Source organism: Oleiphilus messinensis, from assembly GCF_002162375.1.
Lineage (GTDB): Bacteria > Pseudomonadota > Gammaproteobacteria > Pseudomonadales > Oleiphilaceae > Oleiphilus > Oleiphilus messinensis.
On record NZ_CP021425.1, the window covers coordinates 3607933 to 3621379 of the forward strand.

19 protein-coding genes and 1 pseudogene are annotated in these 13447 nt (G+C 43.4%); 6 read left to right on the plus strand and 14 right to left on the minus strand.

Features of this window, described 5'->3' with window-relative positions:
* Positions 1-7: 7 nt before the first annotated feature.
* The 4 genes from OLMES_RS15725 to OLMES_RS15740 all read right to left on the minus strand — a co-directional run bounded on the left by OLMES_RS15725 (position 8) and on the right by OLMES_RS15740 (position 2501).
* A complete protein-coding gene (locus OLMES_RS15725) occupies positions 8-463 on the minus strand; it encodes an MAPEG family protein (protein WP_087462144.1) in 456 nt (151 codons plus the stop codon).
* A gap of 246 nt (positions 464-709) precedes the next feature.
* Complete coding sequence (locus tag OLMES_RS15730; RefSeq protein ID WP_087462145.1) at positions 710-1231, minus strand: exonuclease domain-containing protein; 522 nt, start codon at positions 1229-1231, stop codon at positions 710-712.
* Positions 1232-1596: 365 nt separating this feature from the next.
* Positions 1597-2010: a VOC family protein gene (locus OLMES_RS15735; RefSeq protein WP_087462146.1), complete on the minus strand. Its 414-nt coding sequence runs from the start codon at positions 2008-2010 to the stop codon at positions 1597-1599.
* Between the two features lie 71 nt (positions 2011-2081).
* The gene (locus tag OLMES_RS15740) at positions 2082-2501 is read right to left on the minus strand and encodes a helix-turn-helix domain-containing protein (RefSeq protein WP_087462147.1); all 420 of its coding nucleotides are present in this window, start codon (positions 2499-2501) and stop codon (positions 2082-2084) included.
* 113 nt (positions 2502-2614) lie between these two features.
* Between OLMES_RS15740 and OLMES_RS15745 the strand changes: the two genes are divergently transcribed.
* The 5 genes from OLMES_RS15745 to OLMES_RS15765 all read left to right on the plus strand — a co-directional run bounded on the left by OLMES_RS15745 (position 2615) and on the right by OLMES_RS15765 (position 4768).
* A complete protein-coding gene (locus OLMES_RS15745; protein ID WP_087464508.1) occupies positions 2615-2764 on the plus strand; it encodes a tyrosine-type recombinase/integrase in 150 nt (49 codons plus the stop codon).
* A 112-nt stretch (positions 2765-2876) separates the two neighbouring features.
* Positions 2877-3071 carry a type II toxin-antitoxin system VapB family antitoxin gene (locus OLMES_RS15750; RefSeq protein WP_087462148.1) on the plus strand — a complete coding sequence of 65 codons (195 nt, stop codon included), beginning with the start codon at positions 2877-2879 and terminating at the stop codon, positions 3069-3071.
* Positions 3068-3463: a type II toxin-antitoxin system VapC family toxin gene (gene vapC / locus OLMES_RS15755; RefSeq protein WP_087462149.1), complete on the plus strand. Its 396-nt coding sequence runs from the start codon at positions 3068-3070 to the stop codon at positions 3461-3463. Before OLMES_RS15750 ends, vapC begins: the two co-directional genes overlap by 4 nt.
* A 769-nt stretch (positions 3464-4232) precedes the next feature.
* Positions 4233-4472, plus strand: coding sequence for a type II toxin-antitoxin system ParD family antitoxin (locus OLMES_RS15760; protein WP_087462150.1), 240 nt, complete (start codon positions 4233-4235; stop codon positions 4470-4472).
* Positions 4472-4768 (plus strand): type II toxin-antitoxin system RelE/ParE family toxin, encoded by a 297-nt coding sequence (locus tag OLMES_RS15765; protein ID WP_087462151.1) that lies wholly within the window; start codon positions 4472-4474, stop codon positions 4766-4768. The genes OLMES_RS15760 and OLMES_RS15765 overlap by 1 nt, the downstream gene beginning before the upstream one ends.
* A 202-nt stretch (positions 4769-4970) precedes the next feature.
* Here OLMES_RS15765 and OLMES_RS15770 read toward each other — a convergent pair.
* The 10 genes and pseudogenes from OLMES_RS15770 to OLMES_RS15820 all read right to left on the minus strand — a co-directional run.
* Positions 4971-5228: pseudogene (locus OLMES_RS15770) on the minus strand (transposase); the annotation flags it as partial.
* Between the two features lie 117 nt (positions 5229-5345).
* Entirely contained in the window at positions 5346-5993 is a 648-nt protein-coding gene (locus tag OLMES_RS15775) for an SIMPL domain-containing protein (RefSeq protein ID WP_087462153.1), read from the minus strand.
* 232 nt (positions 5994-6225) lie between these two features.
* Positions 6226-6372, minus strand: coding sequence for a transposase (locus tag OLMES_RS28880; RefSeq protein ID WP_198343389.1), 147 nt, complete (start codon positions 6370-6372; stop codon positions 6226-6228).
* Between the two features lie 140 nt (positions 6373-6512).
* Complete coding sequence (locus tag OLMES_RS15785; RefSeq protein WP_087462154.1) at positions 6513-6809, minus strand: hypothetical protein; 297 nt, start codon at positions 6807-6809, stop codon at positions 6513-6515.
* Positions 6799-8376 (minus strand): IS66 family transposase, encoded by a 1578-nt coding sequence (gene tnpC / locus OLMES_RS15790; protein ID WP_198343000.1) that lies wholly within the window; start codon positions 8374-8376, stop codon positions 6799-6801. The genes OLMES_RS15785 and tnpC overlap by 11 nt, the downstream gene beginning before the upstream one ends.
* 26 nt (positions 8377-8402) lie before the next feature.
* Positions 8403-8750 (minus strand): IS66 family insertion sequence element accessory protein TnpB, encoded by a 348-nt coding sequence (tnpB, locus tag OLMES_RS15795; protein WP_087462155.1) that lies wholly within the window; start codon positions 8748-8750, stop codon positions 8403-8405.
* Positions 8750-9031 (minus strand): IS66 family insertion sequence element accessory protein TnpA, encoded by a 282-nt coding sequence (gene tnpA, locus OLMES_RS15800; protein WP_087462156.1) that lies wholly within the window; start codon positions 9029-9031, stop codon positions 8750-8752. Before tnpA ends, tnpB begins: the two co-directional genes overlap by 1 nt.
* Before the next feature lie 476 nt (positions 9032-9507).
* Positions 9508-10026 carry an alpha-ketoglutarate-dependent dioxygenase AlkB family protein gene (locus OLMES_RS15810; RefSeq protein WP_087462158.1) on the minus strand — a complete coding sequence of 173 codons (519 nt, stop codon included), beginning with the start codon at positions 10024-10026 and terminating at the stop codon, positions 9508-9510.
* A 155-nt stretch (positions 10027-10181) separates the two neighbouring features.
* On the minus strand, positions 10182-11474 hold the full coding sequence (locus OLMES_RS15815; protein ID WP_087459477.1) for an IS4 family transposase: 1293 nt from the start codon (positions 11472-11474) through the stop codon (positions 10182-10184).
* 79 nt (positions 11475-11553) lie between these two features.
* Complete coding sequence (locus OLMES_RS15820; RefSeq protein WP_087462159.1) at positions 11554-11898, minus strand: hypothetical protein; 345 nt, start codon at positions 11896-11898, stop codon at positions 11554-11556.
* A 337-nt stretch (positions 11899-12235) separates the two neighbouring features.
* Between OLMES_RS15820 and OLMES_RS15830 the strand changes: the two genes are divergently transcribed.
* Positions 12236-13219, plus strand: a complete 984-nt coding sequence (locus tag OLMES_RS15830; protein ID WP_087462161.1) for a transposase — start codon at positions 12236-12238, stop codon at positions 13217-13219.
* Positions 13220-13447 lie beyond the last annotated feature (228 nt).

Sequence of the window (13447 nt, forward strand, 5' to 3'; positions counted from 1 at the left end):
GCTGTTGTTAGCCTTGCTGTCCATTCCCTATCGCAACGTCCAAAATGGTTGGCACGAGGAATATCCACATCACGGCGAGAACAAGGTTGCTTGAAGCAAACGCAACTAATCGATGCATAACATTATTGTATGAAAGGTGTATTACGCTGTGCACAATACGCAGGAAGACGAACCCCCATGCTAAAACCAATGCGATCAAGTCAACGGTCTCCAGTAAGAAGTAGAGCGTACATGCAAAATAAAAGAGTACCGGTAATTCGAGTAAGTTCATGTAGTTCCGGTTAGGCAACGCGACATACGCGGGGACATGCCCGGATTCTCCCAACGCAAAGTCTTTTGACGTCACCTTTCGTTCAGAAGCCGCCTTGAAGCGTCGATAAGGAATCAGCAGCAGAACAATAAAGGTCAAGCCAACCAATGCCAGTGCCGGTAATAATATTTGGCCTTGATCAATTTCATTCATTATCTTTTTCCTTCGGACACAAAAGCTCCCACGCAGGTGAAGCTTTGCCCGGTAATTACGGTTGAAGGTAACGACTATATATTAGGGTCTGTTGACCACCGTGCCGAGGTCAATACTAAAATCAGAAACAAACTTACTTGAAAGTTACAGATGTCAGATAATTGACGCAATAGACATGCTTATTACTGGCATTTAACGCCTGCGTAAAATACGCCGCCAAGCGTTATCTTTGACGCATTTTTATGTTCATTTTAAACTGATTTTTAGGCCCATTTCGTTTTTCATATGCAATAATGCTTCAGCGTTACCCATAGCATCATCAACTGGATTATGTGTATGCTTTGTTTTTCTTAGATGCTTGAAGTTCTTGAACGTATCGCCTACAAGACCTTTGTACAAAGAGCCGATATTAGTAGAACTGAACCCAAATGGATTATTGCCCGTAAAATGGTAAAAGTACCAATTTATAAACTGCCAATCAAAACCATTATTATCACTGTAGAATAACGGTTTCCCATTGCTATTTTCTTTGAGCCATATCGAAAACGATTCCATCACAGACTTAGGATCATCAAACCCTAAACATTCCTCGCGCGAAAAACCTGATACAGCCAAAGCGTCAGGAATCCAATTTTCACTGATTGGACGAAGCTTGCCGTAAAACGACTTATCAAGCTCATCGTTAACCAGAACTGCACCAAAAGATATCATTGAATAATCACCCGGTATCGGTCCATCGCTTTCTATATCAATCATAAATGCTGACATAGCACACGTTACTCCTTAGAACATAACGAGTCTGTAGAAAAAGCCAATCATGACTCAATATCCACACACCTCTAATTTAATTTCTATCCATTAACCATCGGCCATGAAATAACCGCTTGCAAGTTAAATATTTCGTTATTTCAATTTCGTGCAATCAATCGCGCTACTTTCGAGGCAGCAAGCCAGTTTCGAATCGACCAGACTCATGATCCAACACTACCGCGATCAACTTGGCCCCCGTCATCTCTGCGCGATTAAAATAATTCTGAAATGTACATCGTGCTGCCGCTTCAGGCTTGTTCAATAATGGGATGATGTCGCGGCTCGATTTGCTCGCACGACATATCCTTATTTATTAACATATTTTATTTCTTCCGTTGAACCAAACTAAACCAGTTCCCAGAGTTGTCTATGCCCATAGCTTCAACGCCATAAAGCTGTTCTGTAGGTGGCTGGATAAATTCCACTCCTTTAGCCACAAGCTCTTCATACGTTTTTTGGCAATTTTCAGTTTCGAACACGCCCGCGCCAAATGCGCCTTCTTTAATTAAACGTCGTATTTTTTCGGCAGAGTCTTTGGTGAACATCGGCCCCTCTTTTGGCTCTGCCAATACCAGCTGAAGTTGTGATTTAGATTTCGGATATACCGTTAGCCATCGAAAGCCCCCTTCCACTTTCATATCATCACCGACCTCGAAACCGAGCTTGTTTTTGTAAAAATCAAGCGCTTCGTCCTGATTAAGTACATATATTGTTGCATGCGCTATGGATGTAATCATCTATATAATCCCCGTTGTTAATTCATCTTTATTTTATAGAAATAATTAAAATGATATTTCTCCAATATTGCTCAATTAGCCAACTTTCCCAAAAAATGGTAGGCATAACATGCCGGTATAGCCTGCGAGGGAAAACGGTATGCTTCAGTAGACAAAGCCCAAAGCTTACGACGATATAAAGTAGGTGCCATACCAACTTGTTTTAAAAACAATGAAGAAAAGCTACCAAGACTTATGTATCCCACTTTCTCGCAAATTTCTGAGACGCTCAAATTTTCCGTAATCAGCATTTTCTTGGCTTTTTCGACTCTAAGCCGAATCAAGAATTCGTTGGGTGTTTCTCCATAAGTATCCTTGAAAACACGCAAAAAATGATAGGGGGACATATTTGAGTACTTTGCTATACCGGATAAGCTGAGCGGCGCTTGATAATTATCAGCAATAAAATCCCTGCCAGCATTCAACCTTTTAAATTTATAGTTCGTAGCCATAAAATAGACTTCTTGATCCTTGTAGTTTATAACGCCCGGCTCATGTACCGATTTGGAGGCGCGAAGCAAGAAGCCTCGCACTATTGATGGATATGGCTTAGCTCTGCGACAGGCTGCGCTACAGTTATGCAATCCACCTGCTTGAGTATGGATTAAATCTGCGAACACTGCAGCACTTATTAGGCCATGCCAGCCCCGATACTACGGCGATCTACTTGGCCCCCGTCATCCTGAATACGATGGTCAAGAATGGAACTTTCTGAGATGAGAAAATGGCTTAAAAGCTAGACTTGGGTGGGAAGATAGTCAATTGTTATGTTTTGTTTTTTATGATTCAATGTGTACATTATTGGCAACATTACACATAGGTGCAACATGAGAACCAACATTATAATAGATGACGATTTAATGGAACAGGCCCGAAAAGCTACAGGCCTCACTACAAAGAGAGAAATTGTTGAAGAAGGCCTCATGCTCTTGGTTAAAAGAAAAAAACAACAAGCAATAAGAGACTTAAGAGGCGCTGTAACTTGGGAGGGAGATCTTGATGAAATGAGAGGTCGAAAATGATCCTGGTGGATACCAGCGTATGGATAGACTACTTTAACAAACAAGAAAATGTACAAACTAACATTCTTGATGCCGCAATTATTGACGGCACCGTAGCAATGGGTGACCTAATTTTTCTTGAAATATTGCAGGGTTTTAGAGACGACAAAGACTATAAAAAGGTTAAAACTCATTTAGCCACGCTAGATCAGTATGAGCTATTCGGAAAAGATATGGTGTTCAAAAGCGCTGAAAATTACCGAGCATTAAGAAAAAAAGGAATTACAATAAGAGCAACGACTGATGTAATAATAGCCACCTACTGTATAGAAAATGACATTCCACTACTGTTTATAGATAAAGACTTTAAACCTTTCGTCAAGCATTTAGGTTTAATTTCGGCCGCTTCTTGAGAATACAGCATTTACTGCCCAAGGGGTTTCGGCGAGTTCGGGATTTTGGTTTTCTTCAAGGCAACACGCACTGCCAGATTGAGGACATTAAGCGAGTTTTAAAAGCACCTGTTTCAAATGAGACTCATGAGAAAGAACAGACTTATTGTTGCCCAAAATGCGGTGGCCATGACCGGTTATGTCGCTTTCTGTTTCCATCGAGAACTCGACTGATCCAGACGACAAGCTAAAGGAAAACACGTTCAGGGATTAAATGCATGTACACAAAAGGGGATTAGATTTAGTCATGGAGGGCAATACATATCAAAATATCTCACTGGCTAAAGATCAGTCCGGGTAAACTCGTGCTTAAATCAGACTTCAGCGGAAATCCCGGCTTATGAACCTCCAATCTTCAAGAGATATTTCCTTATAAATGTACATCGTGCTGCCGCTTCGGGCTTGTTCAACAATGGGATGATGTCGCGGCTCGCTTCGCTCGCACGACATATCCTTATTTATTAGCTTTTTCTTGCGAAATCTCTCTTAAAGCAGTCATTAACCCAAGCCGCAATTTCTTCCTTAGATGGCTTCATTTTAGATTTGCAATTTGAGCAGTCATCTATTTTTCCGATAAGGCTAACGTTGCAATCTGCCGCATGGTGCAGTTGGCGACTTTTTTGAGTGTTTTTTCAAAAAAAGTGCCTACTGTACCATGTCCGTAGCATTGCCTTGCTATGAGTTTTATACCATAATTTGGTATATATCGGTACATATTATAGGTGGCACCATGAGTAAAAATACGAGTATAACACTAGGGCAGCATTTTGATGGTTTCATTTCCAAACAAATTAAAGACGGTCGCTATGCTTCTGCCAGCGAGGTAGTACGAGCAGGATTAAGGCTACTTGAGGATAATGAACATAAAATCGCAGTGCTTCGTAAAATGCTCGAAGAAGGAGAACAAAGCGGAACTGTTGAATACAATTTTGAAAGCTTTATGAATGAATTAGACGACGAGCTTGGCTGATGGGTGGATTTAAATTAACCCGAAAAGCACGTGAAGACCTAAAGTCTATAGCTATATATACACAAAAAAAATGGGGTAAAAACCAACGCGTAATCTATATTAAACAATTTGATGATGCATTCCATATGCTCACGAAAAAGCCAGATACTGGCAAACCCTGTGATTACATAAAGCCTGGATATAGAAAATTCCCAAACTCAAGTCACTTAATCTTTTATCGCGAAATCTCTGACAATTACAGTGAAATTGTTCGTATACTCCACAAGAGAATGGACGTTGAGCAAGAACTCGCCTGACTCATAACGAGGCTGTAGAAAAAGCCCATCATGACCCAATATCCACACACCTCAAATTCAATTTCTATCCATTAACCATCGGCTATGAATTAACCGCTGGCAAGTTATTTATTTCGTTATTTCCAATTGGTGCGATCAATCACTCTATATCCGAGATAATAGACTGGTTTCGAACCACCCGCACTCATGCTTATACCGCCTGTCACGCTGCAATACCCCCATAATTCAATACCTTCTCGATATTATGAACCATACAATACAACTGCCATTGACCTTGAACCTTTGCTTTCCCTCTAAGGCTAAAGCGATTTAACTTTTTCGCAGTGCCAATATTGCCAAACACCGGTTCCACGACTGACATCCTGTGGCTATATATCTGCTTCCCTGCATCACTGTCGACACGGTGCTTCATCCAATCGGTGTAAGTCGGTTTGCGCTTATCCGACAAGGTAAAAGGAACTTACGGATCGCTGTCTTTGTTACTCTGTACTCTGGAATACTCTGGAACGCCGGGCCGCGCAGGCATGCAGGGTGTTGTGGGGACTGGGGGTTAGACCCCCTGGTTACCCGATTATAGTTATTTGTCGATGTAATACACCAACTCGACACTACCATTGATCTCAATGGTCCCTGGCTCAAAGCTGGCATCACTATAATTAGCACGGGACGCAGCTCCCCCGATAGATATTTGTTCGCCTCCCCATGCGTTTGAGATGCTATAGATTGGGCCTAACTTTACGTTCATTAGTTCGGATACGAGCTTCGCCTTACGCTTCGCGTTCTCAACTGCCTCTCTTATGGCATAATCACTAGCTTCGTCTTTTTCCGAAATTTCCATTTTTATTTTTTGTACCCTATCGATGGGTACATTTACTAGCTTTTCCATTACTTCATTGTATTTAGACAGGTCTCTTAATTTAATTGTGATATCGCGGTCAACCTCATGACCTTTTTCAATGTACTCCCCATTACGATACTCACGATTTGGTACAATTCTAAGTTCCGATGAATTTAAATCTTTGCTATCTACACCGATTTCTTTTAGATAGTTGATCAAATTAGAAGACCTTTGGTCCACATTTGATTTGGCTTCAGCCATAACATCGTCAATTTTCTTAATTGATACATTTATCTCAGCCAAATCTGGCTCAATGTCCACCGTACTAGATCCATTTACTACAATATGTTCTGTACTTGGAATTGATTTATTCTGATCTCTAGACATGACTACCCCTATGTTTCGAAACTACTTAAAACTCTAACGAGGCTGTAGAAAAAGCCAATCATGACCCAATATCCACGCACCTCAAATTTAATTCCTATCCATTAACCATCGGCTATGATTTATCCGCTGGTAAGTTAATTATTTCGTTATTTCAAATTCGTGCGATCCATCGCTTTATCTCCGGGTTTGCAAACCAATCTTAAGCCACCCGGACTCATGCTTATACCCGCTGTCACGCTGCAATATCCCCATAATTCAATACCTTCTCGATATTATGCACCATACAATACAGCTGCCATTGACCCTGAACCTTAGCTTTCCCTCTCAGGCTAAAGCGATTTAACTTTTTCGCAGTGCCAAGGTGGTCATCTTGGCCGATTCGTTATCTGTGATATTACTCTTCACTTCCTTTGGTCTTTTCCCCTGGCCCATCCGTGGGCGCTGGAGCTTTAAAAACTGGTCGATTTTCTCCGCTGCTTTATCGTAAGCGTTCATACTAAGACGCAGTTGACTAGATCATCATGGTGGGGTGAGTACTTTCAACAAACGGATAATCTCTGATAGTTCATCTTCTGAAATTTTTTGATAATCATCAAAACTATCAAGTTGGTAATTGGCGAGAATCCCGTTTATTTGACTAATGGTGTTGAGAAATTTTCGTCGGTGCTTCGACTGTAGTCCGTTCAGGTCGATGCCCATTAATGCTTTTCCCGCCAGATGTGCTTTCTGCCAACGAGCCAGTTTCTTGTCTGAGCTGATTTGCCGGACTTGCTCAGCCTTTGTCTTCCATTCCTGGTAAGCTTTCTTATCTGCCATTGCGAGAGTTATCCAGTATCGAACGCAACGGATTGGAAGCAAACTTTTCTTTCCAGACCCGTGGCGTGAGGTCGATGATTTCCTTTGCCGGGTGATAGTCAATGCGTTGTAACACGTCGATCAGATAGGTGGTTGGATTAATATCATGAAGCTTGCACGTACTGATCAGGCTTTGAATGATACCTACATGTTCCGCACCCAACTCTGTCCAACAAAAGAGCCAGTTCTTCTTGCCAAGAGGAATCGGGCGAATTTCCCGCTCAAGGTGATTGGTATCCATTGCTACATCCGGATCTTCCAGAAACACCCGCAATTGGTCTTGCCGTTTAAGCATGTAGTTGAGACTCTTTAACCAATCATCACTGGGTGTCAAATCGGGACGACCTATCTGTTGCTCACACCAGATGAAGAACGCATCAACCAATGGCTTGCTATGAGTAAGCCGATAATGACGTTTCTTTTCACCGGCAAGGCGTTGTTCCCGAATTAGCTCTTCATGAGCATACAGGTTTTGAATGATCCGCAATGCCTGCTGTACCGCCTCCGGCTCCTGGGTTTCTGCCTCCAACAGCATTCGACGACCATGCACCCAGCATTGTGCATGGATCAATCCATCTACTTGCTTTTGGTAACTGGCATAGGCGGAATAGCCATCCGTCAACAACGTGCCGGTAAAGTGTTTCTTTAACGTCTTCTCAATGTGCATCCGACCTCGGGTATTGGCAAACGTAAATACCACCTCATTTTCTTCTCCGAAAATGGGCCAAAACCAACATTGTTTGAGTTTACCCGGTCCTTGCCGACCGGCTTTAATGGGCGTTTCGTCCATGGCCAACACTTTGCTCTGTAAGACATGTTCAAGTTGGGCTACAGCAATAGGTCGAAGTAGCTCAATGGCTCGTTTGCTCAGGTTGGTTAAGGTCGTTCGACTAAGGGTAACACCGGAACGTGTTAAGCGTTGATGTTGGCGATGCAACGGAAGATGGTAAAGAAATTTGTCGATGAGCAACCCCACAATAAAACTCACATCTGCGACGCTGCGCTCCAGCACGTTGTCCGGTGCCGGTGGCGTAATAGGTTTGTCTTCGGACTTGCGCTTAATGACAGGACGCTCAAACTGGAGAACCACAAAATTTGAAGTCTGTTGTGCCAGGCGATACGTCACCTTGGTGCCAATGATTTCGTATTGATCTGCATCCTCCCCTCTAAGTTCATCCGGCAGTAATTCAATCACCTGCACCGGAACATCATTGGTAAAACGCAAGCCTCTGCCGTTGACATCATCTTCTTGGCGTTGCTTTGATGCCACACCTCGATGATAAGTGATGGTTTGCTTTTCTTCCGGCTCAGGTGGAGGTTCAGGCACTTCACCTAACAGAGCATGGAAGTGTGTTTGTTCGGGGGGATCCAATACGCGCTTTTCAGTTTTACTGCCGAAAACCTGCTTCTGATACCAATTAAGTTGCCGTTCAAGGTCGACCACACGAGCCTGTAAACGCGCGTTTTCCTGCAGCACTTTACTGTGAGCTTCTTGAGGCGGGAGTGGTTCAATTACGGTATCATCCATGGTTCCGGATTATATCCGAAACCGACTCAGATCACATGGCTGTAACGCTTGAACTGGCGATATTTTTGCACTTCGATGCCTTCGATCAACCATTGCAGTTGAGCGGTATTCAATCCTTGCTTTTCAGCCGCATCAGCTTTGTAATGAAATTGCCCTTGCTCCAGTCGTTTGGTCCAAATACAGTAACCAGATGGCTCGAAATATAAAATCTTCATGTGGGTTTTACGTCGATTTATAAAGACAAAGTACTGTCCGTTACTCGGAATCTCGCGAAGCTTTGTTCTCACCAGGCCGATTAATCCTTTGAATGATTTGCGCATATCGGTGGGCTTGGTATAGAGCCAAATACGAGAGTGAGGTGATGGTGTAAACATTATCGGTGCAAGCTCAGTTCAAACCAATTACCAATACGACAATTAAGATGAAAACGATCCCCGGAAACCTGGCTGTTCATTGGCAAGGGAGATAAGTTAATGAAGTCACTGGATTCTGCAGTCTTGGTATTTTGTGCTAAGCGCTGTCGCCATTGACAGAAGCTTGCATAACCAAGCTGGTTTGCTTTACAGAAAGCCGAAGCAGAGAGCCCTGACTCATTCCACTTCCGGATGATGTTTTGCCATTGATCTGCAGTTCGGTATGTACGTTTGTTTTTCATTAGCTGGTTACCTCAAAGATTGAATTTTGAAGCGTAGCTTAACGAGCGGGAGTTAGTTGGAATAGAGCGCCTTAGAATGAACGCTTACGCTTTATCAAGCGTTTTCACGGCCTGCTCATAGCGCTTCTGCCGTTCTTCATTATGGTAATTAGGGACGAAAATCGACAGGTCGAGCTTATGTTCGATGAGATGAGATGAGATGAGATAAGATGATGGATAGCGTATTCAAAGGTAACGGGTTGGAGTTGATCGTGGTAGTTGATCACCACCATTGTGCTTTGATTGTAAGGCTTGAACTTTGGCATCTGAATCACTCCTTGATCAATGCTCTGAGTTTAGCAAAATATGGGTGGCAATCGACCTTTTTCTAAAGGCTCAATGCCCAGATCACCAGCAATTTTGAAGGGACTATTTTTTATTAAAATGACGCGCAGCGGCATACAAAAAGGGGCCCTGGAAAATTGTCTTGTTACAAGCTATTTGATGATGTGCCTAAATGTGAGGCTAATTCTCTCACCAACCCCATTCTGTTTTGGGATCGCGTGCATCCACTTCTCTTGCACTTCATCGTCCATATATAAAAGAGCACCGCTTTTAAGCGGATACTTATGTTTGATCTCCTTATCTTCTTTACTTCGATAAGAAATATTACGCTCTGAACCTAACGATACAATCGCCACGCCAGTACCCTTGAGCAATTCTTCACTTGAATCGGAATGATACCCCATGGATGAATCGCCATCTAAGTAGTAATTAAGAAGGCAGTTATTGGGCATAAACCCCAACTCTTCATCAATCTTTTCGCAAATAGCACCCAATGCCTCGGGCATTTCCACATTTGGATAAGTAATCCCGGAATAATCATAGGACACACCAAAGCTCGCGGTTTTCCGCGCCTTCATTCTTTCATCCCAATCCACTGAATCTTTCAGTTTGAGAAATAGGGAATCAGAATCTTTAACGAAATTTTCAATGAGTATTAAATTCGGCTCCATCCGACTCGTCTCTTGTAACGCTTTGCTCACCGGAAAATTAGGAGCGCAGCAACTTGTATGGCTTAAATCTCACCAATTAGTTCAATCTCTTCTCTGCCCATACCATAGTCAACGAAAGCACTTAACATTGCTACATAGGTAGAACATTAAGCCACCTAACAGAGCTGTAGACCCAAACTGAATTTACCCGAATCACAGTCTCTTTTGGGGTGAGCACGTCCAGCATAACGCCCAAGAAAGTTAATCAATTTGCGCGCATTGAGCTTAGTTGCTTTTCGGTCAACGCGCATGATGCCGAGCATCGTATCGCAAAAAGTCACTGTGCAGCACATCGCAGCTTTTCGAGTGGATAGCACTTTGCCGAGTATGCGTTGTGCGCTGTGGCAAATAAAACGCTTCATGAGTGCCGCCGTAATCGCCGCCCAGATTAGCCCGGTTGCTATTGATTCCTTGCCGGTATCAAAGCACCGTAGATTGGCATAGGATTTCCACTCTTTGAATAACAACTCGATTTGCCAGCGAAGCCGGTAAGCCTCACTCACCTCGTCCAGAGAAAACTGCTCTTGAGGAAGGTTGGTTATCAGCCAGGAGAATTTCTTTTCCCGCTTGATCCAACAAGCAACCAATCTTGCGGTGATTGTGTGCTTTCCTTTTTTCCAGGAAACAATTAATTCCGTACGTTGTCGCTTGAACAGCTTGCCTTGCACTGTTTTCAGCGGCTTTCCCTTCACGTGCTTCAGCATTTTGCCATCTTCTCGATAAGCAGCCTCGACGACTGGATTAATGTTGTTCTTACACCGCGCGATATAAAACCCTCCAGTATCCTGCAAGTTCTGAAACCACTCCAGATCGAAGTACCCCCGGTCAAGCAGCAACAAACACCCGGATAGCGTTTGGGGCTCAGGGAGGTAGTCCCGCTCGCTGGCGGTATCGGGGGTCAACGAGATAGAACAGGGCTGATCTGCTAGAAGATCCATGGTCACTTGAAGTTCAACAGCGGCAGGGCTGATGGTTTTGAAACGACCAGGAAACGATTTCTTCAACGAGTCCTTCACAGCAAACGAGCTGCCATCCTGAATCAGAATCTGTTTGAACTGATGAAAAGAGTGGCCTTCTGGAAAAGCCAGAGAGGGTTGCAACCAATCTGTGAGGAGTGATGACAGTACTTCGCGCATAAACTCAGGAAACTCGGGCTTCGAAAATTGATTGTGAAAGGCCCGATAAGAGATATTGCTCTCCGACCACTCGCAGTACCGCCGCTGAATGTCTGCCACACTTTCTATGGTGCTCGAGGCCATCACTGCAACCAGGCATGTGACTAGATTAAAAGGCGTAATTCGTCTCTGCCGCACACAGAAATCTTCTTGTTTAGCGATTTCAGTAATTTTTTCTGGGTTGAGGGAATGGGTGAGTTTTTCAAGAAATGTGGTAAATTTACGCTGATTCATTCTGCTTTAGGGTCGGTAGTGTGTTTGGCGACTAACAATCTACCTTATTGCAGGATGAATCCATATTAATATCATCAAGTTACCCTGCTTTTTTGCTTAATGTTCTACCTATGAACATTGCTATAAAATGATCGGGCTCTTGTTTATTATTACTAGGTTGCTTTGTGTTTTCTTGAATGTATTTAGAAATGTATTCAAGATCAACATCAGACAGTATTAAAACCTCCGCTTCGAACTCCTCCGTTCTTGGATCTACAACGATCCATTCACGAATGTCTTCATTAATAAGTTTTTCTTCATCGAACCTTACAAAATGATGCTCTCCAACACCTAGTTCTTCTGGAACTTTATAAAGTTCTGAATTTTGTTCTCCAAAAACGTATTTCCATACGTAATCATCATCGCAAGTAACAAATCTCCCCACTGTTCCTCCTTGTGTTTAATTCAGCCTAACGAGGCTGTAGAAAAAGCCAACCATGACCCAATCCACGCACCTCAAATTTAATTTCTATCCATTAACCATCGGCTATGATTTATCCGCTGGCAAGTTAATTATTTCGTTATTTCACATTTGTGCGATCAATCACTCTATCTCCGGGTTTGCAAACCAATCTAAGCCAGCCGGACTCATGCTTATACCCACAGGAATACAAGACAAGGAAAAGAAAACAGGAAAACAAGACACCCACTCAAAACATTGACTCACGACCAAAAAACTGTATATTCAGCCAGATAAAAAATACTTCAATGGACCTGAAGACATGCCCAAACCAAGGAAAGCTCAGATTTCACTCGACGCAACGCCCTACTACCACTGTATATCCCGCTGCGTGCGCCGCAGTTTCCTCTGTGGTGTCGATCATTTCACCGGTAAAAGCTATGAACATCGGAGACAATGGGTCGAGGATCGATTGATCCTGTTAGCACGTACCTTTGCTATTGATGTCTGTGCCTTTGCCGTGATGTCAAACCACACCCATACCGTACTTCGGATCAATCAATCGAAAGCCGAAAGCTGGAGCACAAGAGAAGTCATTGAACGTTGGCATGGTATTTATGCCGGTAATGCACTTTCCAAGCGGTATTTATCTGGCGATGCATTACTCGACTGTGAGCACCACCGTTTAAATAGCTTAGCAAAACTATGGCGAGCGCGTTTACACGATATCAGTTGGTTCATGCGATCATTGAATGAACCCATTGCACGTGCAGCCAATCAGGAAGATAAATGCACTGGACGATTCTGGGAGGGCCGGTTTAAATGTCAGGCGTTACTGGATGAACAAGCCTTAGCAGCTTGTCTCGCCTATGTCGATCTGAACCCGATCCGCGCCGGTATTGCCGATTCGCCGGAATCATCGGATCACACATCTGTTCAAAAACGGATTAAAGCAGCAAAGGCTGACGCACCTCATCAACCGGGTTATCTATTACCCTTCGTCGGAAACCCCAGAAAAGACCAACCGGACGGCCTTCAGTTTAACTTACAAAATTACCTCGAGCTAGTGGATTGGACCGGACGAATTCAACGGGACGACAAGCGCGGATCGATCTCAACATCTCTACCGCCGATATTGCAACGTCTGAAGATCAACGAAAAACAGTGGACTCAACTTACTGGAAAAATGGAGTCCTTATTCCCGACCTTCGTTGGCAAAGCTGAACAGGTGAAAATCGCCAGTCAGGGCCTTGGTCACCGGCGGGTTTCTGGATTGGCCCAGTGCCGAAGTTTGTTTCCGACATAAGAACCTAACATAACCCTTCATTTTAAAACACTACCGAGCAAGCTCGGGAGCATTTTGCGCTCTGAATTTGCTATTTACATCCCTTCCAGCTTAATTCCTGGCGTCTCACGACCAAATTTTCTTTTTAATCCGCAAATTGCGCCTAACCTGTGCGAACTGATCCACTGTGTTGCGTAATCCGCCGTTTGGAACTTATGGATGGCTGTCTTTGTTTTTTACACGGCGGTG